We start from the raw sequence: 25,222 nt of genomic DNA on the forward strand, positions 1-25,222 counted from the left end.
CATCATTTCAGGCCGGTGTTCGCGATACCGGCGGTGATGTAGCGCTGGAGGAACAGGAAGATCAGGGCGACCGGCACGATGGACAGCACGGTCATGGAAAGCACGTAGTGCCACTGCACGTTCAGCTCGCCCGAGAAGGCATTGAGTCCCACCTGCAGGGTGTAATGCTCCTTGCGCGAGAGGACGATCAGGGGCCAGAGAAAATCGTTCCAGCGCCACATGACGGAGAAGATGGCGAGCACGGCCAGGGCGGGCGCCGCCAGCGGTAGGATGATGCGCCAGTAGATCTGCCATTCGGAGGCCTTGTCCATCCGCGCGGCGTCGAGGAGCTCGTCCGGGATCGTGAGCATGTATTGCCGCAGCAGGAACACTCCCGTCGGCGTCGCGACCGTCGGCAGGATCACGCCCCAAAGCGTGTCGAAGAGATTGAGCGAGTTCACCACCAGGTAAAGCGGCACGACGATGACGGACAAAGGCACCATCAGGGTTGCGAGGATGATGCCGAGAACCGCCGTTCTTCCCTTGAACTCGTATTTCGAGAGCGCAAAGGCCGCCATGGAGTTCACCACGAGCGTGATGAGGGTTGCCATGACGGTGACGAAGATGGAATTCTGGAAATAGCGCAGGAAGTCGAATTGCTGCAGCGGCTCGGCATAGTTCTCGGTCGCGAACTTCACCTGGCGCACAGGCACGCGCTTGTCGATGGGCACGCGGATGACGGCGCCCGGATTCTCCGGATCCACCATCTGGGCCATGATCCCGACCCGCCGCACCTGGGCGAGCACCCTCTCGTTCCCGTCCTCGAGCGTCACGCGGAACAACGGCAGCGGCTGCTCGTAGCCCTGAACCCGCGCCACCTGAGCATCGAGCGGCATGAAGGTAGGCGGAAACTCTGCGAGATTGGCGGGCGTCTTGAAGGACGACACCACCAGCCACAGAACCGGGCCGAACATCAGAACAAGGCCGACGCCGAGCCAGATATAGGCCAGCACATCCGTCCAGTGCCAGCTGGCGCCGCCGCGTCGGCGCAGGAGAAAGGTGGAGAGAGCGCTCATGCCGCCTCCTTTCTGGCGCGCCTGTTCGACACCACGAGCTGCAGGGCCGTGAGGCCGACGAGAACGATCCCCATGAGGATCGAGGCCGCGGATGCGAGTCCCAGATTGCGCAGGACATGGGCGAAGCCCGTCTCGTAGATGTACTGGGTGATGAACATGGTGCTGGTCCCGGGGCCGCCGCCGGTCAGCACGAAGGCCTCGTCGAAGATCTGCACGGCCTTGATGAGGGCAAGGATGATGACGACGAGCAGATTGGGCCACAGCAGCGGCAGGGTGATGCGCCAGAAGACGCGCATGCGGCCCGTTCCATCCATCATTGCGGCCTCGTAGAGATCGCGTGGAATCGCCTGGAGGCCGGCGAGCAGGATGAGCGCATAGAAGCCGAGATGTGCCCAGACCGAGACGAAGATCGCCCAGAACATCGCCCAGTTGCGCTCGGCGAGCCATAGAATCCGTTCGAACCCGAAATCGAGCAGGATCGCATTGAGCAACCCGTCGCGTTGCAGGATCCATTTCCAGATCAGGCCGACCACGACCGGCGAGAGCAGAACGGGAAAGAAGAACACGCCGCGCCAGAACCCCCGGGCGCGCATCTCGCGGTTGAGGACGAGCGCGGTGCCCAGGGAGACGAGCACCAGCATCGTCACCTGGACGAGCACGAAGAAGGCCGTGTTGTGCACGCTCTGCCAGAAGGCATCCTGAAGGCAGGTCGACGGCGCGGCGTAGTCGCCGCACATGAGCAGCGTCTGGTATTGTTCGAGACCGACGAAATGACGGTCGTCGAAGAAGATCGCCGTGCCGCCCGTGAGGGAATAGGCCAAGTTGATGGCGACGGGGATGAGCACGAACACGCTGAAGATCAGCATGTTCGGGGCCAGGAACACGGCTCCCATTCCGGCGATGCCGAACCGGCGCTGCACGGCGCCCATGGGCGCGTTGAGCACGCCCATGAGAAAGCGGAACGGCAGGGCCAGCATGGAGGAGAGGCTGGACGCCTGCCCTCCCGGCACTTCGGTGATGGTGCTCATCGCACGTGCCCTTGGCTCAGCGGGAGGCCTCGGCGACCTTCTGCTTGATGTCCTCCTCGATCCGCGCATAGGCATCCGCAAGCTGCGCCTCGCCGGCCACCACCTGTCCGAGGCGGCTGATGACGGCGGCGTAGATCGTGCCGGACCACTTGTAGCTCTGCATCTTCAAGGCGAGCGGATCGGCCGTGCGGGTCGCGTTGAGGAAGACATCGAGAGACTTCTTCACGTTCGGATCGCTCGACTTGAAGTCGACTCCCTTGGCCGCAACGCCCTGATGCGCCGGCAGGAACAGGGTCCGCTCGGAGAACTCGCGCACCACCGGCTCGCTCGCGAGATACTCCACCACGCGGGCCACTTCCTTCGGGCTCTTGGTGTACTTGACCGCCACAAGGCCGGCGCCGCCCGGCATGCCGGTGCAGGCGGCGGGACCGCAAGGCTCGGGGCCGGCCGACCAGTCGAAGTTGTCCTTGATCTTCTGCGAGAACTGCGCGACCTGCCAGGAGCCCGAGAAGTACACGGCGACCTGGCCGTTCACGAACTCCTCGTTCGCGCCCTTGTAGGTAGTTCCGGCAACGCCGCCCCAGATCTCGCGCGGCATGATGCCGTTCTTGTGCCAGTCGGCGATGCGCTGGGCCATGGCCTTGAACCCCTCGTCCACCACGGCGGGCTTGCCGTCCGGGCCCATCACCTTGGCGCCCATCGAGATCGCAGGCCCCATGAAGCGGTGGCCGGAACGGTCGAAGGCGAGTGCGATCGGAATCTTCTGGCTGTCCGCCACCTTCTTGGCAGCAGCCGCCCATTCGTCCCAGGTCGCCTTCGCGCCGGGAACCGGCACACCCGCCTGCTCGAACAGGGTCGTGTTCACGAGCGGGCCGGTGATGGTGAGCTGGGTCATGAAGCCGGGCAGCGCGTTGCTGCCGTCCTCGCGCATCCAGTCGAGCGTGTTGCTGAAATTCTTTTCGAGGGATGCGGGATCCTTGAGGTGCGGGCGCAGGTCGAGCCAGTGCCTGGCCTGCGACTTCAGCTCCACCACGCGCACGATGTCGGGGCCCCGACCGGCCTCGAGCTGGACCGGCAGCTGATCCTTGACCACGCCGAAGGCGACGTTGTCGACCACGACCTTGATGTCCGGGTTCTGGCTCTCGAAACGCTTGATGAGATCCTGCAGGACTTCGCCCTCGTTGCCGTCCGAGTACCACATGATGCGCACTTCGGTCGCCGCATGAGCGACGGATGCGCTGAGCGCGAGACCCAACGCCCCGCAAGCTAGTCTTCTAAGTCCCTTCATCACTTTCCTCCCATGATGAATGTTGGGTTCAGGCAATCTTGAGTTGCTCTTGTCTTTCGTGTTGGGAAGGCAGCGTCACGCGCGCTCCTTCCGGGTAGGCCGTCAATTCTCCCGACAAGGTCCAGTTCTTCGGATCGATGGTTTCGGTGCTCGTGCGCACCACCGCATCGGAGCCGCAGGCGACGGTTCCGAAATCGGGATCCTGCACCACGATGGTGCCGTCCGGGCGCTCCTCGGCCGAGAGGCCCGCAAAGCGTTTTCCGAAAGCCGTCAGGCTGCCTTCGGTGGCGATATCGGACAGGCGTACGATCCAGCGTCCGCTATGGCCCGGCAGGCGGACCTCGCATCCGGCCGTCGGCCCTTTCGTGACCTTTTCGAACGATCCGCTCGCCACAAGCAGGCAAAGACCGTTCCCGGCGCGCACGAGAATGCGGTTGCCCTCGTGGATCACCTCGTCCATCTCCGCCTCCGGCAGCCACGCATGGGTGAAGTCGGGCTGGGCGGCATGAGCCTTGAAGTCCATGATCGCAAGGGAGCGGTACTGGTGCACGCGCGGCACGGTTCCGCAGCCGCCCCAATAGGACGGGCGGCCATAGCCGCTGTGGATCACCTCGCCCGGGTGGTTGATCCAGATCTGCGATTCCGGCCGTTCCCCGAGGCGCAGATGCAGGACGGTCTCCTGATAGCCCCACTCGCCCCAGCGATAGGCGGCGATGCTGCCCAAGGCATGATCCTTCGACTTGTAGTGATAGAGCGAGGCGATGCCGTTCTCACCCTGCTTGTAGCGCCACTCATAGGCGCCCGCGCCCCTGTAGTCGGCGATGGCCGCAAGGCTCGGGTCGATGGCGAGCCCATGTTCGGCGACGCACAGGGCGAGCTGGGGCAGCGCATGGAAGCGACGGCCGAGCGATCCCGTGCCGTAGGCGAGATAGGACATTCCCGACAATTCGAGCGTTCGTCCGGGGCGAAGGGTGTGCTCGTAGCTGCGTCCTTGGGATGCCGTCATCATGCCGTGATGGCTCGACAGGGCCATGATCTCGAGCAGGCGGCGGATGGCGGCGCCGGAGCGCTCGCGGATGCTCGCATCGGGCGAGAGCGCATAGAGGGCGCACAGGCCTTTGAGGTCGATGGGGAAGTACGGCGCCGAGTTCCACTCGGCCATCTCGCAGGCCTCGAAATGCGTCAGCCATTCGAGCAGCCGCCCGCGTCCGATCTCGGCCTGCTCGCGGCCCTTGCGGCCGGAGCGCCTGAAGGTCGCGTCCGGGAAGAGCGTTCCGGCAAGATGGCAGGCCGTGTGGAACAGGAGCGCGTGGTTCTCGCTGAAGTACCACATCACATCGTTGCCGGGTTCGTCCATCCAGTAGCGGAAGCGCAGGATCACATCGTCCATGCGCGCCCGTGTCTCCGGCGAAATCCGCTCGGGCCACGAGATGCGCGACCAGAGCAGCGGCACGAGCAGGAAATCGGCGCAATCGTGGCAATCGCCGATAATCGGCAGGCAGGATTCGATGATGCGATCCGTTTCCGGTCCGCCCCGGTCGAGCGCAAGCCGCGCCAGAACCGCCACCATGTCGCGCTCGCCGCGCTCGGCCACATGGTCGAGAACGGCCTGCGCCCGCACCGCGATGTTGGCGGAAGCGGGAGGCTGCCTGTCGAGATGGCAGATCTCGACGCCAAGCACCCGGGTGGCGACGAAGTCGCCGTCGCGCAGGGTGATGGCGAAATGCCGGAAATCGGCGGGCAACTCGCCCGTATCGGCGAGGGCGACGCGGGCCGCGCCGGCCGGGAGCTTCCTGTGGAACTCCAGCGTGTCCTCCGTCGACATGAAGTCGCCGCGCACCTCCACATGCACGTCGAGCGAGCCGGTCGCCGGACTGTCGAACACGATCGCCACTTCGCCGCCGCCATAGGACGGCTTCTCGAAGCGCATGCCCTCCAACATGCTCTCCACCGCCGCCGCCCGCGCGCCTTCGATGGAGCACGGCATGGCAACCGACAATCCCACGCCCTCGATCAGCTCGAGGCTGAAATAATAGCGGGCATCGCGCTCGCAGAGATCGGCGAACCAGACCCGAAGCTCGTTCCTGCCCGCCTTCAGCGGCACCTCGATCTCGGCGCGCTCCTCGAAGTTGCGCTGATAGCGGGTGAGCTCCGCGACCCGACGGCCGTTGACCTCCAGGAAAGCGCCGCCGCAGGTGGCAAAGCCGAAGCGCGCCACCTGGTCGCGCTCGCTGTCGAGGGTCGTGCGCGCCCAGCACTCCACGCGGGTCGCCCGGAACCAGAATCCCGACAGGTCCACGCGCGGAGAGCCGAAGGGCAACCAGACGCGGGTGGGTTCGAAGCCCGTCACGGGCTTCGGAGTCTTGCCGCGGTACTGCTCGATGAAGTCCGTGCGGCAGGCATATTGATGCGGGATGAAGTTGCGATCCTTGGTCAGGAAGAAGAAGGCATCCATCTTCCCTTCCATGGTGCGGTCGGGAACGTCGTAGCGCTCCTCGTACACGTCGCCGAGCTGCCAGTGTCCGACCGCCTGGCCGGCTTTAAGGGAATGCGTCAGGTCCATCGCGTCCGCCATCGCTTTCTTACCGCAACGTGCTCACGGGAACGGGATTCACGTCCGTGTATTCCTGGTTCTCGCCGGTCATGCTCCATACGAAAGCGTAAGGGCCCGTGCCGGCGCCCATATGGATCGACCATGCGGGCGAAAGGATCGCATCGCCGTCCGCCACCACGAGGTGGCGCGTCTCATCGGGACGGCCCATCAGGTGAATGACGCGATCCTCCGGCGCCATGTCGAAATAGACATACGCCTCCATACGGCGCTCATGCAGATGGGGCGGCATGGTGTTCCAGACGCTGCCGTGATCGAGGTCGGTGATCCCCATGAGAAGAAGCGCCGAGGGCGCGACTTCCGGATGAATGTACATGCGCAGCGAACGCTTGTTCGAACGCCTCTCCTCGCCGAGTTCCAGCGGCTTCGCCTCGGACCTCGTGATCAGCCGGTGCGGATAGTCCACCTGCGATGGCACGGAGGTCATGTAGAAGCGCGCGGGGTAGGCAGGATCCGCGCTCGACAGGGTCAGGCGTTCCGCGCCGCGTCCCACATAGAGAATGTCGCGGTTGTCGAGATCGAAACTCTTGCCGTCCACCGCGATGCGGCCTCGCCCGCCGAGATTGGCGATGCCCATCTCGCGATAGGACAGAAGGTGCGGCGTGCCGATGGGGGCTCCTTCGCCGAGGGTGACGTTCCTGTCCAGCGGCGTGGCCCCGCCAAGGATCATGCGGTCGGTATGGGTGTAGACCAGGCGGACATCGTCCTTCGGGAACAGCCTGTCGATCAGAAAGGCTGAGCGCAGGTCTTCGGTGGACATGCCGCCGATGGCTTCAGGCCCCGCTCCGTAGCGAACCTCGATCATGCGGCGGTCTCCTGTCGAGCGTCGCTCGTGTGACGGACGGCCTCCGCGAGGAGCAGGATGGCCAGGGCCTGGCCGTAGGCCGTCGGCTGGATGGGGATGTCGTGGTAGAATTTCAGGTCGCGCCCCATGCGGGTGCCATAGGAAACATTCTGCAGCGTGCCGTTCCCGTCGATGTTGTCGAGCACGTAGTCGAGGGCGCGAAGTCCCGCCTGCCGCGCATCCTCTCCCAAGATGCCGAGACGCGCGCCCTTCAGGAGCCCATAGCCGAAGCCCGCCGTCGCGGAGGCCTCGAGATAGGACGAGGGATCGTCGATGAGCGTATGCCAGGCGCCGCTGCGGTCCTGATGCCGCAGCAAGGATTTCGCCTGCGTGCGCAGGCAGCCGAGAAGGTAGTCCCTCACGCCGCCCGTGATGCCGCCGAGCTCGATGAAATCGAGCAGCCCTGCCGTGATCCAGGCATTGCCCCGCGCCCAGCGGGCCCGCGCGAAGTTGTGCCGCCCTTCGAAGGTCCAGCCGTGGAACCACAGGCCGGTTTCCGTATCGGCGAGATAATGCGCGTGCAGCAGGAACTGGCGAACGGCTTCCTGGACGAGATCGTCGCGGCCTGCGGCGCGACCGTAATTCGCCAGGAAGAGGCACACCATGAAGAGGGTGTCGTCCCACAGCTCTCCCGGATTGAGGCCGTCGGACACGATGTGTTGGAAGCCGCCCTCCTCCGTCCGGGGAAGCTCGGTCATCACGCACTTCGCCCAGTGCTCGAGCGGGGCGTGCCAGCGCTCCTCCCGGGTCCTGTCCCAGAGCATGGAGAGACCCAGCATGGGAGCCGTCGTATTGACGTTGAGACCGGGCCGGCCCTTTCCGAGCTGACGCTCGTACCAAGCCTCGATCAGGCGGCGATGCTCGCTGTTTCCGGTGAACTCCCAGTACCGGACCAAGCCATACAGACCGACGCCCTGGGGCCATTCCCAGCCGTCGAAGCTGATGTAATCGCCGGGCGTGCCGTCAAGATTCGGCTCGTCGAACGTACCGTCGTGGCGCAAGGCCACCATGCCTGCGACGAGACGATCGAGCTGGCGCCTGAGGCGCCCTCCCTCCCTCATATGCGTTGCCTCCCGGGCATTGGTGCTTTTGTTGGGAGGATTTTTCAGTAAGCGCCCAGATTGCGCAATATGAAAATTTTTTGCACTATGCTCCCATGCCAACGACGCTCAAGAAGCCTGTCTCCTCCAAGTCCCTTGGGCGCAGCCGCCTGCGCGATATCGCCTTGGCCTGCGATGTTTCGATCAGCACGGTGTCCCGTGCTCTGGCAGGCCAGAAGGGCGTTCGGGACGATCTGCGCCAGCGGATCTTCGCGGCGGCCAGGAGCGCGCATTATCCGCTGCCCAACATGGTGCAGGGTGCGCGGATCGCGGTTTTCGCCAGCAAGGCGGCCATGACGGATTACGGCCGCACGCAATTCACGTGGCATGTGCTGGAGGGCTTGAAGGCAGCCGCCGCGTCACGGGAGATCGAGGTGTCCCTGGTGCCTCTTCCCGACCCGGACGAAAGTCAGTCTCCCCTGACGGACGTTCTGGACAATTCCGGCATTCTCGGCGTTCTCCTGCTGACGGTCGACGACATGCAGGTGATGCGCCGCATCCAGGAGAGCGGAAAACCCTCGGTCCTGATCAACAGCGACGATCCGCTCATGCGCATCTCGAGCGTGAGTCCCTGCAACCGGTCTGCGACGCGCATGGCATGCGATTATCTGATCGACCTGGGGCACGAGCGCATCGGCTTCGTCATGCGGCCCGGTCGCCCGACGATCCGACGCCGCCTCGAAGGCTGGCGCGACGCCCTTTCCGAGCACGGATTGCCCTGCCCGGATGAGAACGTGATCAGCGTCGAGGATTGGACGCCCGAATGCGCCGAGCGGGCCATCGGCGAGCGCCTCGACAACGGAACGCTCCATGTGAGCGCGCTCCTCTGCGCTGCCGACAGCCTCGCCTTGGGAGCGATCTCGGCCTTGAAGGCTCGCCAGATTGCCTGTCCGGAGAAGATATCGGTGATGGGCATCGACAATCTGCCGATCTCGGACCTTCTCACGCCGCGCTTGACCACCATGCACATTCCGGCCCGCGAGTTGGGCGAGACGGCCGTGGACATGGTGATTGAACTCTCCACGCAAGGTGAGAGGCTCGTGCGCCGAACGGAACTCGCCTGCCGTCTCATCGAGCGGGATTCCACGGCGGCAACGTCCATGGCGGCAACCTCCACGGCGGCATGAGAGAAGCCCCCGGCATGATGAGCCTCAATCCAAAGTTCGCGGACGCGTACAACAATCGCAGATAGGTCTACATACAGACCGGTCGGCACCAGGAGGCCCTTGCCGACTTCGACAGGGCACTGGCGCTGGAGGAGAGTCCGCGCTCCCTCGCGAACCGGGAACTCGCGCGCAAGGCGATAACAAACGCGCAGTAAACCTGGTGGATCGAGCCTCTCACACCGTGCCACAAGACAGCCGAAGCCCCTCGAGAGCAGAAGAATGCCTTCTTCAACAGCCGGAAGGATGTGGACGGGAAGACCATTGACCGCAGCGTGATCGGCATTCGTGGCTTGAACTCTGCCGACCACACCGAAGCGACCATGGAGCGGCTACAGTCGCGATAAATCCTCTGGAAATATGCCCGCCGAACAAAGAAAAAAGAAGTGGAGACCTCGCCTGGACTTGAACCAGGGTGCCAGGACTTGCGATCCTGTGCGTATTCATCTCCGCCACGAGGTCGTCTTCTATCAGTGCAGGCTGGAAGTGCCTGTTCAACGCGACCAGGGGCGAGTTGTTGCATACCCCTTGAGACCGATGCGGAACTCAATTCTTCCACCAAAGATAGCTGTACTTTCGAGCAGGGTTGCACTAGCGCATCGTGCGGACCCAGAGGGCCGCCCGAACGATGCTCTTTTCTAAGGCGAAAGCATCGGATCGATCCGAGAAAGTGGACCCGGTTGTCACTCACGTGGCCCTAGGGGTCGCCGAAGCGGCCCTCTACCTCTGCCCGACGATGCGCCCTCCTGAGAGCGGAGCATCGGATTCTGCAAACCGAAGGCTGAGAGATCGGCAAGGATGTGAAAGAGTTCAAGGAATTCAATGGTCGGAGCGGCGGGATTTGAACCCACGACCCCTAGTCCCCCAGACTAGTGCGCTAACCGGGCTGCGCTACGCTCCGACGCCTTGAACGGCCTGTGTCAATTAGCTTCGGAAGCACCGCTTCGCAACCCCTGAAATGCACTTTCGCCGCGAATCGCGGCCGAAATGCACATCTCAGGGAGGGATGGGCCGACCAGCCGGTCGCTCACGTCCTCCCGCCAAGGTGAAACCAACCGAGATCGACGGCGTTCGCGACAACAGCGGCAGCCCAGAGTCGAGCGCCTCTCCCGGCGCGTCGCGGCCAGGCCGTGAGCTTCGACGGAGAAATCTGATGGACCGACGTGCCCTCCTCCTCGGCGGCCTTGCCGCCACCCTCGTGACCATCCCTGCCCTGGCGCAGACCGGCGGCTCGGCCGGATCCTCGGGCATGTCCCGCACGGGCAGCCCCATGGGCCAAGCCGAGATGCACCACATGCAGCAGACCATGCAGCTCGGCATGGTGGCTCTGGAAACGAGCCGCATCGCCCTGAACAAGGCTCGCAACGAGGACCTCAAGCGCTTCGCGAATTTCGAAGTGCAGGAACAGACCACCCTGGCCGAGGTCCTGCGCTCGATGATGGATCCCGCAGCCACGGCCGCGACGGGGTCTTCCGGCGCCATGCAGGGCGACATGCAGATGGACGCCAGCGGCCGCGACATGCTGCAGACCCTGCAGAGCCAGCAGGCGGGCCCGGCTTTCGACAAGGCCTATCTGGACGGCCAGATGCAGGGCCACCGCAATCTGTTGCAGGCGCAGGAGGAATATCTGCAGTCCAATCCGCAGAACCGCGAGCATATGAACGTCGCCCGGATGGCGCGCACGCAGATCCGCGAGCATATCGCGCTGCTGGAGCGCATCCAGCAGACCCTGCGCTGACACGCGGTCCGGTCAAGAAAAGGCCCGCTCCACACGAGTGGAGCGGGCGAGGCACAGGAGCGGTCTCGGGAGGAATGCGACCTAAACTACCGCCTCCAGTGCTTGTTGCACGGGTGCGGCGTTCCACCTCATCCCATTGCGGCGAGAAGATCGGACGGCGCCCCTCCTGAACTCTTCCGCTCGCCAGTCGTTCTTGTCCAGGCGAGGTGAGTAGAAGGAACCTGTCGTGGCGCAGCGGAAGCGCGAGACCAATGTCGACGGAAGACGCGATAGCCCAAGTACCGATGCCAACAGGCCTGGCGATTTCACCTCTGTCCTGGACCGCAACATCAATGTTCTGCGGGAAACGCGCCAGCAGGAAGAAAGCCGGGCCGGGCTCCAGGACCGCATCGCCGAGGCCATCACCCGCTTCAGCGGCAACATGCTGTTCGTCTATCTCCACCTGGTGCTGGTCGGCGGCTGGACGCTCGTCAATGCCGGGCTGATCCCGGGAATCTCCCCTTTCGACCCGACCTTCGTGATCCTTGCGACGATCGCCTCGGTCGAGGCGATCTTCCTGTCAACCTTCGTGCTCATCAGCCAGAACCGCGCCGCTGCGGCAGCCGATCGCAGAGCGGAGCTCGACCTTCAAACCAATCTGCTGTCTGAGCACGAGATCACACGACTTTTGTCGCTCACCCGGGCCATCGCCGCACGCGTCGGCGTGGACGAAGCGCACGACCCCAGCCTCGATGAACTCGAAAAGCATGTCGCGCCCGAGAAGGTTCTCGAGAGGCTGGCGGAGGACGAAGCCGAGAACCAAGGGAATGGTGGGCGGTGAGGGGATCGAACCCCCGACCTGCGGTGTGTAAAACCGATGCTCTACCAGCTGAGCTAACCGCCCTTGTCGCTTCCGTTCGGGAATCCGTCACGAAGGAGCATGCGTCATATCAGAAGCTGCGGATGTTTCCAGCCCCGATCCGCCTCACATAAAAACAGAAGGCCAACAACGCAAGCGTGTTGGCCCTCATCGGAAGCAAAAGCTGCTGTAAAAACGCCTACTTGCCGTTGACGGCCTCCTTCAGGCCTGCGCCGGCACGGAACTTCGGGGTCTTGGACGCCGGAACCTTCACCTTCTCGCCGGTGCGGGGATTGCGGGCTTCACCGGCAGCGCGGTTCGTGACCACGAAGGTGCCGAAGCCGACGATCTTCACTTCGTCGCCCTTCTTCAGAGCCCCGGTGATCGCCTCGATGGCGGCGTCGATCGCCTCACCAGCCTGGCCACGAGAAAGACCGACCTTGTCGGCGACGGCAGCAACGAGCTCGCCTTTGTTCATATCATATCCTCCAATGATCGCGGCGATCTCAAGTTATGTAGTATCACCGCCTCAGGGAGGACTCGTGTGGCGCAAAGCTAATCCTTAAGCAAGCCCTAAAAAGCCGCAAATCGGCCATTTTCTGCTGTTTCGCACGAAAAAAGCCCCCGGACTTGCGATCCGGGGGCTCCATTTTTTCCTGACGCTACGTCAGCCACTCAGTGAGCAACGACCCCGGCGCCGTCGTCTTCGACGGCTGGTTTCGGGCCCTTGAGCACCGACGCCTCGTCCCATTCGATCGGCTCGGGAATCCGCACCAGGGCATGCTGGAGCACCTGATCCATGGTGGAGACCGGCACGATTTCGAGGCCGTTCTTCACGCTCGCCGGGATGTCGACCAGATCCTTGGCGTTCTCCTCGGGGATCAAGACCTTCTTGATGCCGCCGCGAAGGGCCGCGAGGAGCTTTTCCTTCAACCCGCCGATGGGAAGCACCCTGCCCCGCAGCGTGACCTCGCCCGTCATGGCGATGTCGCGGCGAACCGGGACACCGCTGACGACCGAGACGATCGCGGTCGCCATGGCGATGCCGGCGGAGGGACCATCCTTGGGCGTCGCACCTTCCGGCACGTGCACGTGGATGTCGCGACGGTCGAACAGCGGCGGCTCGACCCCGAAGGCAACCGCACGGGAGCGGACATAGGACGCCGCCGCCGAGATCGATTCCTTCATCACGTCACGCAGGTTGCCCGTGACGGTCATCTTGCCCTTGCCCGGCATCATGATGCCTTCAATGGTGAGCAGCTCGCCCCCCACCTCGGTCCAGGCGAGACCCGTAACGGTGCCGACCGAATCCTCCGTCTCGGCCTCGCCGTAGCGGTAGCGCGGCGGTCCGAGATAGTCCGGCAGATTCTCCGCGGTGACCTCGACGGAGGTGACCTTGGAAATCAGGATCTCCTTCACGGCCTTGCGGACGAGATTGTTGATCTCGCGCTCGAGGTTACGCACGCCGGCCTCGCGGGTATAGCGGCGGATCAGCATGAGCAGAGCGTCGTCGCTGACCTTCCACTCCTTCTCCTGCAGGCCGTGCTTCTGCATGGACGACGGGATCAGGTGCGTGCGGGCGATCTCGGCCTTCTCCTCCTCGGTGTAACCCGCGATGCGGATCACTTCCATACGGTCGAGAAGCGGGCCGGGAATGTTGAGCGTGTTGGCCGTCGTCACGAACATCACGTTGGAGAGATCGTAATCGACCTCCAGGTAATGGTCGTTGAACGAGCTGTTCTGCTCCGGATCCAAGACCTCCAGGAGAGCCGCGGACGGATCGCCGCGGAAATCCATGCCCATCTTGTCGATCTCGTCGAGCAGGATGAGCGGGTTGGACGTCTTGGCCTTGCGCATCGACTGGATGATCTTGCCGGGCATGGAGCCGATATAGGTCCGGCGGTGACCCCGGATCTCCGACTCGTCACGGACGCCGCCGAGCGACATGCGCACGAACTCGCGGCCCGTGGCCTTGGCGATCGACTTGCCGAGCGAGGTCTTGCCGACGCCGGGAGGGCCGACGAGGCAGAGGATCGGACCAGTCAGCTTGTTGGCGCGCTGCTGCACGGCCAGGTACTCGACGATGCGCTCCTTGACCTTGTCCAGACCGTAGTGATCCGAATCCAGGATGTCCTGGGCGGCCTTCAGGTCCTTCTTCATCTTCGAGCGGCGGCCCCACGGAATGCCGAGCAGCCAGTCGAGATAGTTGCGCACGACGGTGGCTTCCGCGGACATGGGCGACATCTGGCGGAGCTTCTTCAGCTCGCCCAGCGCCTTCTCGCGGGCTTCCTTCGTGAACTTGGTCTTTTCGATCTTCTCCTCGAGCTCGGCCAGCTCGTCACGACCTTCGTCGTCGCCGAGCTCCTTCTGGATCGCCTTCATCTGCTCGTTGAGATAGTACTCGCGCTGCGTCTTCTCCATCTGACGCTTCACGCGGGTGCGGATCCGCTTCTCGACCTGCAGGACGGAGATTTCGCTCTCCATCATGCCGAGCACCTTCTCGAGGCGCTGCGCGACGGTCGGGGTCTCCAGGATCGCCTGCTTGTCGGCAATCTTGATCGCGAGGTGCGAAGCGATGGTGTCGGCGAGCTTCGCGGGCTCGTCGATCTGGGTCACCGCGGAGACGACCTCCGGCGAGACCTTCTTGTTGAGCTTCACGTAGTTCTCGAACTCGGCCACCACCGAGCGGGCAAGCGCCTCCGCCTCGATCTGGTTTCCAAGGGAATCGGGAAGCACTTCGGCTTCGGCCTCGTAGAATTCTTCGGTGCGGGTATAGGCCTTCACCTGGGCACGGCTCGCCCCCTCGACCAGCACCTTCACGGTGCCGTCGGGCAGCTTGAGAAGCTGGAGCACGTTGGCCAGGGTGCCGACCTTGTAGATCGCATCCGCGGCCGGATCATCGTCCGTCGCATCGATCTGCGTGGCGAGCAGGATGTGACGGTCGTTCTTGACCACCTCCTCGAGCGCGCGGATCGACTTTTCACGGCCGACGAAGAGCGGCACGATCATGTGCGGGAAGACGACGATGTCACGCAGAGGCAGAACCGCATAGGTTCCGGTCGAGCCCGGAATGACAGGCTGACGAGGCTTCGACTGTGTCATGAGACAACATCCTTATGTCTGCGTCCGGAGGGCCCCTTGAGTAAGCTGGTTCTCGGACGGGATACCGGAATGCTCAGGCTTTTCTTATGGCTGCATCCGGTACGGGGCGTCGTCCCTCGGGGAATGAGCGGACGGCCGCCTCGCAAGAAAGTATGTGGCGTTGCGGATGCAGTGTTTCAAGAACCGTATCCGCAGCGCCCTCGATCATAAAAAACCTTGCAGGACCTCAGGCGCTGGCGCTTGCGGTCTGCTCCGCGCGGTCGCCGTGAATGAAGAGCGGTTTCGCCTTGCCCTCCACGACCTCGGGACCGATGACCACCTGCTCGACGGAATCGAGACCCGGAAGGTCGTACATGGTTTCGAGCAGGATGCCCTCCATGATGGAGCGCAGGCCGCGGGCGCCGGTCTTCCGTTCGATCGCCTTCTTGGCGATGAGGGTCAGCGCTTCGTCCTGGAAGGTCAGCTGCACATTCTCCATCTCAAAGAGGCGCTGGTACTGCTTGACCAGTGCGTTCTTCGGCTCCTGCAGAATGGTCTTGAGAGCATCCACATCGAGATCCTCGAGCGTCGCCAGAACCGGCAGACGGCCGACGAACTCGGGGATGAGGCCGAACTTCAAGAGGTCCTCGGGCTCCACCTCGCGGAAGATCTCGCCCGTCCGGCGATCGTCCGGCGCACTCACCGACGCGCCGAAGCCGATGGACGTGCCCTTGCCGCGGCCGGCGATGATCCGCTCCAGGCCCGCGAAGGCGCCGCCGCAGATGAACAGGATGTTGGTCGTGTCCACCTGCAGGAACTCCTGCTGCGGATGCTTGCGGCCGCCCTGCGGAGGCACCGAGGCAACGGTGCCCTCCATGATCTTCAGCAGAGCCTGCTGCACGCCCTCGCCCGAGACGTCGCGGGTGATGGACGGGTTGTCGGACTTGCGGGAGATCTTGTCGATCTCGTCGATATAGACGATGCCGCGCTGCGCCCGCTCAACATTGTAGTCGGAGGCCTGGAGCAGCTTGAGAATGATGTTCTCGACGTCCTCGCCCACATAGCCTGCTTCCGTCAGGGTCGTGGCGTCGGCCATGGTGAAGGGCACGTCCAGAATGCGGGCGAGAGTCTGCGCGAGCAGGGTCTTGCCCGAGCCGGTCGGGCCGATCAGCAGGATGTTGGACTTCGCCAGTTCCACGTCGTTGTGCTTGGTCGCGTGGGCCAGACGCTTGTAATGGTTGTGGACCGCCACCGAGAGCACCTTCTTGGCGTGCTCCTGGCCGATCACGTAGTCGTCCAGAACGCGGCTGATTTCCTTCGGGGTGGGCACGCCATCCCGGGACTTCACGAGGGACGATTTCGACTCCTCGCGGATGATGTCCATGCAGAGCTCGACGCATTCATCACAGATGAAAACCGTCGGGCCAGCGATCAGCTTGCGAACCTCGTGCTGGCTCTTGCCGCAGAAGGAGCAGTACAGCGTGCTCTTGGAGTCGTTGCCGCCAGCCTTGGTCATTATCACATCTCCAATCCGTGCCGGGACGGCCCTGCGCCGGCCCCGCACCCTTTAAGTTATGAGCGCCGGAGCTAATGAAAGGTTCCGGCGCTAAGAATTTTCACGTCAAATCGCCTCGCCTCCCGAATCCATATGCAATCACGGGCCGGGTCCGCGATCAACAGAAACGGGATAACAAGTTAAAAAGACGCACCTGGGGAGAATCTTTCCCCAGGTTTTAAGGATTAGACCGGGGGCGCCACCGGCTCCGGACGCTTCTCGATAACCTGGTCGATCAGGCCGAACTCCCGGGCGGCCTCGGCCGTCATGAAGTTGTCGCGCTCGAGCGCCCGCTCGATTTCCTCGTAGTTCCGGCCCGTGTGACTCACGTAGATTTCATTGAGCCGGCGCTTGAGAGCCTCGCTTTCGCGGGCGTGGATCATGATGTCCGTGACCTGGCCCTGGTACCCGCCGGAGGGCTGGTGAACCATGATTCGGGCGTTCGGGAGCGCGAAGCGCATGCCCTTCTCGCCCGCAGTCAGCAGGAGCGAGCCCATCGAGGCGGCCTGGCCGACGCATAGGGTCGAAACCGGGCAGCGGATGAACTGCATGGTGTCGTAGATCGACAGGCCGGAGGTCACGACGCCGCCCGGCGAGTTGATATAGAAGGAGATTTCCTTCTTCGGGTTCTCGGCCTCGAGGAACAGCAGCTGCGCCACGATGAGCGACGCCGAATAGTCTTCGACCGGACCCGTGAGGAATATAATCCGCTCGCGGAGGAGGCGCGAATAGATGTCGAAGGCGCGCTCACCGCGGTTCGACTGCTCGACCACCATGGGAACGAGCGTATTGTTGTAGAGCGCTACCGGATCTCTCATTGTCTCACTGCTCCAAAGCGGCCGCGCGGTATGCGCGGCCGTCTGATTGACGCAAGCTGCGAGACGCTCGAGATGGAGCGTTACTCGCCCTTGCTGGCTTTCTTACCGCCGTTGCCCTTCGGCTCGGAACCGGCGCCTTCGGCGTCATCGTCGCTGAAGAGGGCTTCCTTGGAAACGGCCTCCTCGGTCACCTTCACCTGCGAGAGGATCTGGTCGACAACTTTCTCCTCGAACAGAGGAGCCCGAATTTCAGCGAGAGCCTGCGGGTTCTTCTGGTAGAACTCCCAAACCTGCCGCTCCTGGCCGGGGTACTGACGGACCCGCTCGATGAGGGCCTGAGTCACCTCGTCGTCGGAGATCTTGATATCGGACTTCTCACCGATCTGCGCAAGGACCAACCCGAGGCGGACGCGACGCTCCGCGATCTTGCGGTAATCGGCCTTGGCCTGCTCTTCCGTGGTGTCCTCGTCGGCGAAGGTGCGGCCGTTCGACTTCATGTCGGCCTCGACCTGCGACCATACGGCAGCGAATTCCTGCTCGACCAGGGTCGGCGGCAGCTCGAAGCTGTACTTGGCGTCGAGGGCGTCCAGGAGCTCCTTCTTGACCTTGCGGCGGGACTGGGTGTCGAAGTCGCGCTTGATGGCGTCGCGGATGGCGTCCTTGAGCTTGTCCAGGGACTCCATGCCGAAGCCCTTGGCCATCTCGTCGTCGATCTTCAGCTCGCCGGGAGCCTCGACTTCCTTCACGGTCACATCGAACTCGGCGTCCTTGCCGGCCAGGTGAGCGGCGAGGTAGTTCTCCGGGAACTTGACCTTAACGAGCTTGGTGTCGCCCGCCTTCAGGCCCACGAGCTGGTCCTCGAAGCCGGGAATGAAGGTGTTGGAGCCGAGCTCCACGCGGATGTCCTGGCCGTTGCCGCCCTCGAACTCCGTGCCGTCGATACGGCCTACGAAGTCGACGACCACCCGGTCGCCCTCGGCGGCCGCGCCGTCCTTCGTCTCGAAGGAGCGGTTCTGCTTGGCCATGCGCTCCAGCGACTCGTTGATTTCCGTATCGGAAACCTCGACCACCGGCTTCGTCACGCTCACGTCGGACAGGTCGGCGAGCTCGAATTCCGGCAGGACCTCGAGGGCGACCGTGAAGGCCAGATCACCTTTGGCGTCCATGGCCTTCTCGATGGAGTCCTTGTCCTCGGGGAACTGGATCTGCGGCTCGTGGGCGAGCTTCAGGCCGTTGTCCTCGACGATCTTGCGGTTGGCCTCGTTGACGGCATTTTGGAGAACGTCCGACATCACGGAACGGCCGTAGACCTTGCGCAGGTGGGCGACCGGCACCTTGCCGGGACGGAAGCCGTTGATCCGCACGCGATCCTTGATGTTGTCCAGCTCGCTGTTCAGGCGCTGCTCCAACTCGGTGGCCGGGAGCACGACCTTGAACTCTCGCTTCAAGCCTTGGGACAGTGTTTCCGTCACCTGCATTGTTCTATTCGCCTTCATTCGCTCGAAAAATTGATGTTAGGCTCCGGCCGATGCGGCATCATGCCGTCAACCAGGTGCCAGGAGCCTCCGGACCCAATCCTGACGATTGGTGCGGGCGGAGGGAGTCGAACCCCCACGACTTGCATCGCTGGAACCTAAATCCAGTGCGTCTACCAGTTCCGCCACGCCCGCATGGGAGCAGCACGATACACGCACCCCTCTTCCGGGACGCGGCTCTATAGCATGCTTGGCGCGCCATGCATTAAAAAAGTTCGTGCGCCGGCGCAAGGCAACCGGACTTGGCCTTTCCGGTTCAAAAGGATACCCGTAAGCCTGAAGCCACAGCCGCGAGCCCTCCCGCATGATCACCCGCCGCGCCGCCACCGCCGGCCTCGCCGCAACCCTGATCGGATTGAGCAACCGGACCGCAGCCCAGACGGCCTCGCCTTCCGCGGCCGTCGAGGGTCTGAAAGGCAACGGTCCGCGTTGGACGGTGACCGCGAGGTCCCAGCCGCTCCGGCTGCGCCACGACGCCACGAGGGACGCCGAAATCTGGGCCTTCAATGGCGAACTGGCACGGGTCTTCCGGCTGAAGCACGGGGCGGACGTGCGGCTGTCCCTCACGAATGAAACCGCCCTGCCCTTGTCGCTGCACTTCCATGGAATGCGTGGTCCCAATGCCATGGACGGGGTCGGTGGCCTGACCCAGAAGCCTGTCGCCCCTGGCGAGAGCTTCGACTACACCTTCACCCCACCCGATCCCGGCACCTTCCTGATCCGCCCCTGCCCCCTGGGTGGCAGCGCCGAGCCGACGGAACGGGGCTTGTCCGCGCTGCTGATCGTCGAGGAAGCCGATCCGCCCCAGGTCGACCAAGACATCGCTTTGCTCTTGGACGATTGGGCCCTCTCGGACGACGGCAGCCTTGCTCTTTCTCAACCAGCCCCTGCAGGTCGTCTCGGCAGCTTCCTCACGCTGAACGGCAAGCCGACACCGCAGCCGATCAAGGCCCGGCCGGGCGAACGCATCCGGCTTCGGCTCGCCAATGCCTGCAACGCGCGGGCCATGCGCCTGCGCTTCGACGGGCTGAAGGCTTACGTGATCGCCGTCGACGGGCAGCCCTCCAGCACCTTCGAACCGCTGAAGGCCACGCTGCCCTTCGCGCCCGGCAACCGGTACGACCTCCTGATCGACCTTCCAACCGAAGCGGGGCAGACCGGCGCCGTGACGGCAGCGATCGGGAATGGTTTTCCCCTCGCCGAGATAACGACCGAAGGCGACCGGCGGGAGGCCCTGCCCGATGTCGCCCCGCTGCCCCCGAACCCCAAGCTTCCGGACGCCATCCGGCTTCAGGACGCCTCCCGTAAGGACGTGGTGATCAAGGGCGATCCCAAGACGAACGCTCCCTGGACGGTCAATGGAGCGGCCGGCGATGTCTCGAGTGCACCGCTCGTGAAGGTCAAACGCGGCACGCCCGTCGTCCTGGCGCTCAAGAACGAGACCGCGTTCATGCAGCCCGTCCATCTGCACGGCCATTCCTTCCGGCTCCTCCACGCGCTCGACGACGGCTGGGAGCCCTACTGGCTCGACACCGTGCAGGTTCCGGAGGGCAAGACAATCCGCATCGCCTTCGTGGCCGACAATCCCGGCAAGTGGCTTCTCGCCTCGACCGTCATGGAGCGGTTCGACGCGGGCCTGTGGACCTGGATCGAGGTTACGTAAGGAGCGCGCGCAGAACGCCCGGGACCAGCTCGGGCAGGTCCTCCGCGATCAGCCCCGGCCCGAAGCTCGCGCCGGCTTCCGCGTGGATCCAAACCCCGGCGCAGGCGGCCTCGAAGGCGGGCAGCCCCTGGGCCATGAGGCCCGCTACGATGCCGCAGAGAGTGTCGCCCGAACCGGCTGTCCCGAGATAGGGCGTGCCGTTCCCGTTGATTGCGGCGCGCCTGTCGGGCGCCGCGATCACCGTGTCGGGGCCCTTCAGCACCACCACGGCGCCGGTATAGACGGCGGCGCGGTGCGCTCGCTCGATTTTGGATTCCGGATCAAGGATATCCGGGTGCCCCTTGAACAAGCGCCTGAACTCGCCGTCATGGGGTGTCAGCACGGTCGGAGCGTGGCCGAAAGCCCCCTGGAGCTCCGTGGCCAGTCCCTCGAAGGCGGTCAGCGCATCCGCGTCGAGGACGAGGCTGCGGCGGGCATGGGCCGCCACGGCCACCATCGCGCGGGTGCCCGAATGGACCCCGAGGGCGGGCCCGAGCACGAGCGCGTTCAGCCGCGCGTCCTGGAGGATCTGGTGCAGGCCCTCCGGCCCGTCGCAGCCGCGCAGCATGACGGCCGTGAGATGGGCCGCGTTGATCCCGATCGCCTCCGGAGGCGACGCCACGGTGACGAGGCCGGACCCGATCCGCAACGCCGCCCGCGCGGCCAGCCGCGCGGCCCCGGTCCGGGTCGCGCCCCCCGAGACCACGAGGGTATGGCCGCGCTCGTATTTGTGGGAGCCGAGTCCCGGCCTGGGCAGCGTGTCGCGCCACAGGGACGGAGCATTGGCGAAGAGCCTGCCGCCCGTCGCCTCAAGGGTCGACCGGGCGATGCCGATGTCGGCGACCTCCACCTCCCCGCAGAAAGCCCGGCCCGGCATCAGCAAGTGGCAAGGCTTGCAGGCCGCGAAGGCCACCGTCCGGACGGCCCTGACGGCGACACCCCTCACCTGGCCGGTCTCCCCGTCCAGTCCCGACGGCAGATCGACGGCCAGAATGGGCCTCCCGGAGGCATTCATGCGCTCGACCGCGACGCGGGCGGCCCCGCCGAGGTCCCGCGCGAGGCCGGTCCCGAACAGCGCGTCCACGATCAGGTCGGCCTCGGCGAAAGGCAGGGCTTCCACCGGAGCGACGGCCCCCTTCCAGTCCTTCGCCGCCAGGGCGGCATCGCCCGAGAGGCGGTCGATGCCCCCGAGAAGCCCGAGGGAGACCCGATGCCCTTGCTCCGCCAAGCGGGCCGCGACGACGAACCCGTCGCCCCCGTTCTGCCCAGGTCCGGCGGCGACGATCACCCGCGCCTCTTTCGTGAGCATTTCCGTTGCAGCACGGGCGACGGCCTGTCCTGCGCGCCGCATCAGTTCGATGCCCGGAACCCCCGACTCGATGGTCCAGACATCGGCTTGCCGCATGTCCCGGGGGCGAAGAACGAGTTCAGGAGCCATCCGAGCCCTCAAAATGACCTCAAATCGAGGCTTTGCCGCTGAAAACCGCACTTGCACAAACTTTGAGCAGGAACTGCTCTCCAGAGGTGCAATTGCGCCCGATTTGAATCGTTGAATCCATGGAAGGCGCCCAGTGCTGGTGCTAAAAGCGGCAAGTCCCGAACCGAAACGGTTATCCGATGAAGAAAATCGAAGCCATCATCAAACCTTTCAAGCTCGATGAAGTCAAAGAAGCCCTCCAGGAGGTCGGCCTCCAGGGCATCACGGTCATCGAGGCAAAGGGTTTCGGCCGTCAGAAGGGCCACACGGAACTTTACCGTGGGGCGGAATACGTCGTCGACTTCCTGCCCAAGGTGAAGCTCGAGATCGTCCTGAACGACGACATGGCCGAAAGCGCCATCGAGGCGATCCGCAAGGCCGCCCAGACCGGCCGCATCGGAGACGGAAAGATTTTCGTGTCGACGGTCGAAGAGGCCGTCCGCATCCGTACAGGCGAGACCGGATCCGACGCGATCTGATCTCGCCATCTCAAGCCGAGGCGCGAGCCGAGGACAATTTCAAGGGCAGAAGAGGACCTAACATCATGCAGACCGCCAAGGATGTGCTCAAGGCGATCAAAGATAACGACGTCAAATACGTCGACTTCCGTTTCACGGATCCGCGCGGCAAGTGGCAGCACGTGACGTTCGACGTCTCGATGGTCGATGAGGACCTGCTTGCCGACGGGATCATGTTCGACGGCTCCTCCATCGCCGGGTGGAAGGCGATCAACGAATCCGACATGACCCTCATGCCCGATCCGACCACGGCCCAGATGGACCCCTTCTTCTCGGCGTCCACCATGTCGATCAACTGCGACATTCTCGAGCCGGCCACGGGCGAGCCCTACAACCGCGACCCGCGCGGCATCGCCAAGAAGGCAGAGGCCTACCTGAAGTCCACCGGCATCGCCGACACGGTCTATGTGGGCCCCGAGGCCGAGTTCTTCGTGTTCGACGACGTGAAGTTCATGGCCGATCCCTACAACACGGGCTTCAAGCTCGACTCGGCCGAGCTGCCGATCAACGGCGACACGCCCTACGAGGGCGGCAACCTCGGCCACCGCATCCCGACCAAGGGCGGCTATTTCCCGGTTCCCCCGCTGGATTCGGCCCAGGACATGCGCGGCGAAATGCTGGCGGCCATGAAGGCCATGGGCGTGACCGTCGAAAAGCACCATCACGAGGTGGCTTCCGCCCAGCACGAGCTCGGTACGAAGTTCAACACCCTCGTCCGCACCGCCGACGAGATGCAGATCTACAAGTACTGCATCCACAACGTCGCCCAGTCCTATGGCAAGACGGCCACCTTCATGCCGAAGCCGGTCTACGGCGACAACGGCTCGGGCATGCACGTGCACCAGTCCCTCTGGAAGGGCGGCAAGCCTCTCTTCGCGGGCAACAAGTATGCCGACCTGTCCCAGGAATGCCTGTGGTACATCGGCGGCATCATCAAGCACGCCAAGGCCCTGAACGCTTTCACGAATCCCTCGACGAACTCCTACAAGCGTCTCGTCCCGGGCTACGAGGCTCCGGTTCTGCTGGCCTACTCGGCCCGCAACCGCTCGGCTTCGTGCCGCATTCCGTGGACGACCTCGCCGAAGGCCAAGCGCGTCGAGGTTCGCTTCCCCGATCCGACCGCCAACCCGTACCTCGCCTTCGCGGCGCTGCTGATGGCCGGTCTCGACGGCATCGTGAACAAGATCGATCCCGGCCAGGCCATGGACAAGGACCTGTACGACCTGCCCCCGAAGGAACTCAAGAAGATCCCGACGGTCTGCGGCTCGCTGCGCGAAGCTCTCGCCAGCCTCGACAAGGACCGCGCGTTCCTCAAGGCCGGCGGCGTCTTCAACGACGACTTCATCGACAGCTACATCGAGCTGAAGATGACCGAGGTCGCCCGCTTCGAGATGACCCCGCACCCGGTCGAGTTCCAGATGTACTACTCGGTCTGATCGACACCGTTCCTCCCGGCTGCTTTTCATCGCAGCCTTCCTGCCGGAGCCCCAGGGCTCCGGCATTTTTGTTTGGATTCCCAGGAATTAAGAGGCCCATCTAGGAAAAAGCGGTCACGAAGCGGGAACGCTTAACCCCTCCTCCGAGTTACCCAGCCCGACGCGGTCGATCCAGAGTGACCGCGCGCTTGAGCCATGCTCAAGCAAGAAGCTTTAAGAGGAGTAGAGGAAATGAAGAGCATCATGATCGCGACCGCGGCCGCTGTCGGCCTGCTCGCCGCCGTTCCAGCCGGCGCCCAGACCACCGTGACGACCACCACGACGGAATCGACCGGCTCCATCACGATCGCTCCGGAAAAGCGCACCGTCATCCGCCAGCGCCTGAGCACGGCGAAGCCCGTGACCGTGAAGGAGAAGGTCACGGTAGGCGCGACGGTGCCCGATACGGTCGAGCTGAACACCGTCCCGGACACCATCGTGTCCGACATTCCGACCGTGAAGGGATACAGCTATTTCGTCTACAACGACGACGTGGTCCTGGTGGACCCGAAGACCCGCAAGGTCGTGACCATCGTCGAGTAAGGCAGCTCCCCTCGGACAATGCCGCCCCAAAGCCGAGCGGCATTGCCCTTCAGCGAGACACATCCAACGAAAAAGGCCCGGGTTTCCCCGGGCCTTTTCTGTCGCGGATGCGACGGATCTTAGTAGGTGCCGAAGCGGAAGTTCAGACCGGCGCGAACCACGCCGAACTCGGCGTCGTAGTTGCCGACTGCGGTATCCGTGTCGAGGTTCACGTACAGACCTTCGACCTTGGCCGAGAGGTTGTTGGTGAAGGCGTACTCGACGCCGCCGCCGACCGTCCAGCCGTTGGCCTCGTCAGCGAAAGCGAAGCCGCCCGTGGCGTACACGAGAGCGCGATCGAAGGCCACACCGGCGCGAGCGCGGACCGTGCCGAACCAGTCGCTGGACTCGAACACGTCGTCGTCGTTGCCGAAATCGGCGTACTGGATGTCGCCCTCGACGCCGACCACGAACGAGCCGAACTGGTAGTTGTAGCCTGCCTGAGCGCCGCCCACGAAGCCACCCTCGTCGTCGAGGTCATAGGTGATGCCACCAATGGTGACCTCGTCGTCCGTGTTCCAGCCGTAGCCAGCGTTCACACCGACGTAGAAGCCCGTCCAGGTGAAGAGCGGAACAGCGGCCACGATCGGAGCCGGAGCGCGGCGGGAGGGGAGGTCAGCAGCCACGGCGCCAGCGGTGAGGCCGAGCAGAGCAACCGAAGAGAGGAGAATCTTTTTCATTTGTTTTTCCATTCGCGAAGAACGCTATGGCCCCGCTTCTAGCTCAGGGTCGCGGCGACGTCTGTCACTTTTCCGCAACACTGAAGGAGGGAAGGCGATCGACTGCTTTCCGCTCAGGAAGAATGCGGATCATC

Annotated in this window: 20 protein-coding genes and 3 tRNA genes; 7 read left to right on the top strand and 16 right to left on the bottom strand. The window is 64.0% G+C overall.

All coding sequences use genetic code 11. The features are described from left to right. Nucleotides 1-2 precede the first annotated feature (2 nt). From E4K09_RS04910 to bglB, 6 genes are read right to left on the bottom strand one after another with little or no spacing between them, the layout of a single operon-like run. On the bottom strand, nt 3-1,055 hold the full coding sequence (locus E4K09_RS04910) for a carbohydrate ABC transporter permease (RefSeq protein WP_134495605.1): 1,053 nt from the start codon (nt 1,053-1,055) through the stop codon (nt 3-5). Next, nucleotides 1,052-2,083, bottom strand: coding sequence for a carbohydrate ABC transporter permease (locus E4K09_RS04915; RefSeq protein WP_134495606.1), 1,032 nt, complete (start codon nt 2,081-2,083; stop codon nt 1,052-1,054). Before E4K09_RS04915 ends, E4K09_RS04910 begins: the two co-directional genes overlap by 4 nt. A gap of 16 nt (nt 2,084-2,099) precedes the next feature. Then, nucleotides 2,100-3,371, bottom strand: coding sequence for an ABC transporter substrate-binding protein (locus tag E4K09_RS04920; protein ID WP_134495607.1), 1,272 nt, complete (start codon nt 3,369-3,371; stop codon nt 2,100-2,102). 28 nt (nt 3,372-3,399) lie between these two features. After that, nucleotides 3,400-5,946, bottom strand: coding sequence for a hypothetical protein (locus tag E4K09_RS04925; protein ID WP_134495609.1), 2,547 nt, complete (start codon nt 5,944-5,946; stop codon nt 3,400-3,402). Between the two features lie 7 nt (nt 5,947-5,953). Further along, nucleotides 5,954-6,787: a 5-dehydro-4-deoxy-D-glucuronate isomerase gene (gene kduI / locus E4K09_RS04930; protein WP_134495611.1), complete on the bottom strand. Its 834-nt coding sequence runs from the start codon at nt 6,785-6,787 to the stop codon at nt 5,954-5,956. Further along, on the bottom strand, nt 6,784-7,887 hold the full coding sequence (gene bglB / locus E4K09_RS04935; RefSeq protein ID WP_134495613.1) for a beta-galactosidase BglB: 1,104 nt from the start codon (nt 7,885-7,887) through the stop codon (nt 6,784-6,786). The genes kduI and bglB overlap by 4 nt, the downstream gene beginning before the upstream one ends. Before the next feature lie 95 nt (nt 7,888-7,982). On the opposite strand from bglB, the gene E4K09_RS04940 reads away from it, so the two are divergent. Further along, a complete protein-coding gene (locus tag E4K09_RS04940) occupies nt 7,983-9,053 on the top strand; it encodes a LacI family DNA-binding transcriptional regulator (protein WP_134495615.1) in 1,071 nt (356 codons plus the stop codon). An 859-nt stretch (nt 9,054-9,912) separates the two neighbouring features. Here E4K09_RS04940 and E4K09_RS04945 read toward each other — a convergent pair. Next, nucleotides 9,913-9,990, bottom strand: a tRNA-Pro gene (locus E4K09_RS04945). Nucleotides 9,991-10,242: 252 nt separating this feature from the next. On the opposite strand from E4K09_RS04945, the gene E4K09_RS04950 reads away from it, so the two are divergent. Then, the gene (locus tag E4K09_RS04950; RefSeq protein ID WP_166802161.1) at nt 10,243-10,827 is read left to right on the top strand and encodes a DUF4142 domain-containing protein; all 585 of its coding nucleotides are present in this window, start codon (nt 10,243-10,245) and stop codon (nt 10,825-10,827) included. Nucleotides 10,828-11,053: 226 nt separating this feature from the next. Continuing rightward, nucleotides 11,054-11,647, top strand: coding sequence for a DUF1003 domain-containing protein (locus E4K09_RS04955; RefSeq protein WP_134495619.1), 594 nt, complete (start codon nt 11,054-11,056; stop codon nt 11,645-11,647). Here the strand turns inward: E4K09_RS04955 and E4K09_RS04960 are convergent. The 7 genes from E4K09_RS04960 to E4K09_RS04990 all read right to left on the bottom strand — a co-directional run bounded on the left by E4K09_RS04960 (nt 11,635) and on the right by E4K09_RS04990 (nt 18,789). Continuing rightward, a tRNA-Val gene (locus E4K09_RS04960) sits at nt 11,635-11,710 on the bottom strand. The genes E4K09_RS04955 and E4K09_RS04960 overlap by 13 nt on opposite strands. Nucleotides 11,711-11,864: 154 nt before the next feature. Then, complete coding sequence (locus tag E4K09_RS04965) at nt 11,865-12,143, bottom strand: HU family DNA-binding protein (protein WP_134495621.1); 279 nt, start codon at nt 12,141-12,143, stop codon at nt 11,865-11,867. Nucleotides 12,144-12,340: 197 nt separating this feature from the next. After that, nucleotides 12,341-14,767 carry an endopeptidase La gene (gene lon, locus E4K09_RS04970; protein WP_134495623.1) on the bottom strand — a complete coding sequence of 809 codons (2,427 nt, stop codon included), beginning with the start codon at nt 14,765-14,767 and terminating at the stop codon, nt 12,341-12,343. A gap of 226 nt (nt 14,768-14,993) precedes the next feature. Then, the gene (gene clpX / locus E4K09_RS04975; RefSeq protein WP_134495625.1) at nt 14,994-16,262 is read right to left on the bottom strand and encodes an ATP-dependent Clp protease ATP-binding subunit ClpX; all 1,269 of its coding nucleotides are present in this window, start codon (nt 16,260-16,262) and stop codon (nt 14,994-14,996) included. Nucleotides 16,263-16,486: 224 nt separating this feature from the next. Beyond that, on the bottom strand, nt 16,487-17,119 hold the full coding sequence (locus E4K09_RS04980; protein WP_134495627.1) for an ATP-dependent Clp protease proteolytic subunit: 633 nt from the start codon (nt 17,117-17,119) through the stop codon (nt 16,487-16,489). Nucleotides 17,120-17,199: 80 nt separating this feature from the next. Continuing rightward, on the bottom strand, nt 17,200-18,597 hold the full coding sequence (gene tig, locus E4K09_RS04985) for a trigger factor (RefSeq protein WP_134495629.1): 1,398 nt from the start codon (nt 18,595-18,597) through the stop codon (nt 17,200-17,202). 107 nt (nt 18,598-18,704) lie between these two features. Continuing rightward, nucleotides 18,705-18,789 (bottom strand) — tRNA-Leu (locus E4K09_RS04990). A gap of 169 nt (nt 18,790-18,958) precedes the next feature. On the opposite strand from E4K09_RS04990, the gene E4K09_RS04995 reads away from it, so the two are divergent. Further along, nucleotides 18,959-20,317, top strand: a complete 1,359-nt coding sequence (locus tag E4K09_RS04995; protein ID WP_134495631.1) for a multicopper oxidase family protein — start codon at nt 18,959-18,961, stop codon at nt 20,315-20,317. On the opposite strand, the gene E4K09_RS05000 is transcribed toward E4K09_RS04995, so the two are convergent. Next, a complete protein-coding gene (locus E4K09_RS05000) occupies nt 20,310-21,794 on the bottom strand; it encodes an NAD(P)H-hydrate dehydratase (protein ID WP_134495633.1) in 1,485 nt (494 codons plus the stop codon). The genes E4K09_RS04995 and E4K09_RS05000 overlap by 8 nt on opposite strands. Nucleotides 21,795-21,973: 179 nt before the next feature. On the opposite strand from E4K09_RS05000, the gene E4K09_RS05005 reads away from it, so the two are divergent. The 3 genes from E4K09_RS05005 to E4K09_RS05015 all read left to right on the top strand — a co-directional run bounded on the left by E4K09_RS05005 (nt 21,974) and on the right by E4K09_RS05015 (nt 24,369). Next, a complete protein-coding gene (locus tag E4K09_RS05005) occupies nt 21,974-22,312 on the top strand; it encodes a P-II family nitrogen regulator (RefSeq protein ID WP_009490961.1) in 339 nt (112 codons plus the stop codon). A gap of 65 nt (nt 22,313-22,377) precedes the next feature. Then, entirely contained in the window at nt 22,378-23,787 is a 1,410-nt protein-coding gene (glnA, locus tag E4K09_RS05010; RefSeq protein ID WP_134495635.1) for a type I glutamate--ammonia ligase, read from the top strand. A gap of 231 nt (nt 23,788-24,018) precedes the next feature. Continuing rightward, the gene (locus E4K09_RS05015; RefSeq protein ID WP_134495637.1) at nt 24,019-24,369 is read left to right on the top strand and encodes a DUF1236 domain-containing protein; all 351 of its coding nucleotides are present in this window, start codon (nt 24,019-24,021) and stop codon (nt 24,367-24,369) included. Between the two features lie 119 nt (nt 24,370-24,488). Here E4K09_RS05015 and E4K09_RS05020 read toward each other — a convergent pair whose 3' ends face one another. Continuing rightward, nucleotides 24,489-25,088, bottom strand: coding sequence for an outer membrane protein (locus E4K09_RS05020; protein WP_134495639.1), 600 nt, complete (start codon nt 25,086-25,088; stop codon nt 24,489-24,491). Between the last annotated feature and the right edge of the window lie 134 nt (nt 25,089-25,222).

The organism is Microvirga pakistanensis, from assembly GCF_004458765.1.
GTDB classification, from domain to species: domain Bacteria; phylum Pseudomonadota; class Alphaproteobacteria; order Rhizobiales; family Beijerinckiaceae; genus Microvirga; species Microvirga pakistanensis.

Coding starts and splice junctions, on each gene's coding strand:
- E4K09_RS04910 (WP_134495605.1), bottom strand. CDS start 1,055: ATGAGCGCTCTCTCCACCTTTCTCCTGCGCCGACGCGGCGGCGCCAGC.
- E4K09_RS04915 (WP_134495606.1), bottom strand. CDS start 2,083: ATGAGCACCATCACCGAAGTGCCGGGAGGGCAGGCGTCCAGCCTCTCC.
- E4K09_RS04920 (WP_134495607.1), bottom strand. CDS start 3,371: ATGAAGGGACTTAGAAGACTAGCTTGCGGGGCGTTGGGTCTCGCGCTC.
- E4K09_RS04925 (WP_134495609.1), bottom strand. CDS start 5,946: ATGGCGGACGCGATGGACCTGACGCATTCCCTTAAAGCCGGCCAGGCG.
- kduI (WP_134495611.1), bottom strand. CDS start 6,787: ATGATCGAGGTTCGCTACGGAGCGGGGCCTGAAGCCATCGGCGGCATG.
- bglB (WP_134495613.1), bottom strand. CDS start 7,887: ATGAGGGAGGGAGGGCGCCTCAGGCGCCAGCTCGATCGTCTCGTCGCA.
- E4K09_RS04940 (WP_134495615.1), top strand. CDS start 7,983: ATGCCAACGACGCTCAAGAAGCCTGTCTCCTCCAAGTCCCTTGGGCGC.
- E4K09_RS04950 (WP_166802161.1), top strand. CDS start 10,243: ATGGACCGACGTGCCCTCCTCCTCGGCGGCCTTGCCGCCACCCTCGTG.
- E4K09_RS04965 (WP_134495621.1), bottom strand. CDS start 12,143: ATGAACAAAGGCGAGCTCGTTGCTGCCGTCGCCGACAAGGTCGGTCTT.
- lon (WP_134495623.1), bottom strand. CDS start 14,767: ATGACACAGTCGAAGCCTCGTCAGCCTGTCATTCCGGGCTCGACCGGA.
- clpX (WP_134495625.1), bottom strand. CDS start 16,262: ATGACCAAGGCTGGCGGCAACGACTCCAAGAGCACGCTGTACTGCTCC.
- E4K09_RS04980 (WP_134495627.1), bottom strand. CDS start 17,119: ATGAGAGATCCGGTAGCGCTCTACAACAATACGCTCGTTCCCATGGTG.
- tig (WP_134495629.1), bottom strand. CDS start 18,597: ATGCAGGTGACGGAAACACTGTCCCAAGGCTTGAAGCGAGAGTTCAAG.
- E4K09_RS04995 (WP_134495631.1), top strand. CDS start 18,959: ATGATCACCCGCCGCGCCGCCACCGCCGGCCTCGCCGCAACCCTGATC.
- E4K09_RS05000 (WP_134495633.1), bottom strand. CDS start 21,794: ATGGCTCCTGAACTCGTTCTTCGCCCCCGGGACATGCGGCAAGCCGAT.
- E4K09_RS05005 (WP_009490961.1), top strand. CDS start 21,974: ATGAAGAAAATCGAAGCCATCATCAAACCTTTCAAGCTCGATGAAGTC.
- glnA (WP_134495635.1), top strand. CDS start 22,378: ATGCAGACCGCCAAGGATGTGCTCAAGGCGATCAAAGATAACGACGTC.
- E4K09_RS05015 (WP_134495637.1), top strand. CDS start 24,019: ATGAAGAGCATCATGATCGCGACCGCGGCCGCTGTCGGCCTGCTCGCC.
- E4K09_RS05020 (WP_134495639.1), bottom strand. CDS start 25,088: ATGAAAAAGATTCTCCTCTCTTCGGTTGCTCTGCTCGGCCTCACCGCT.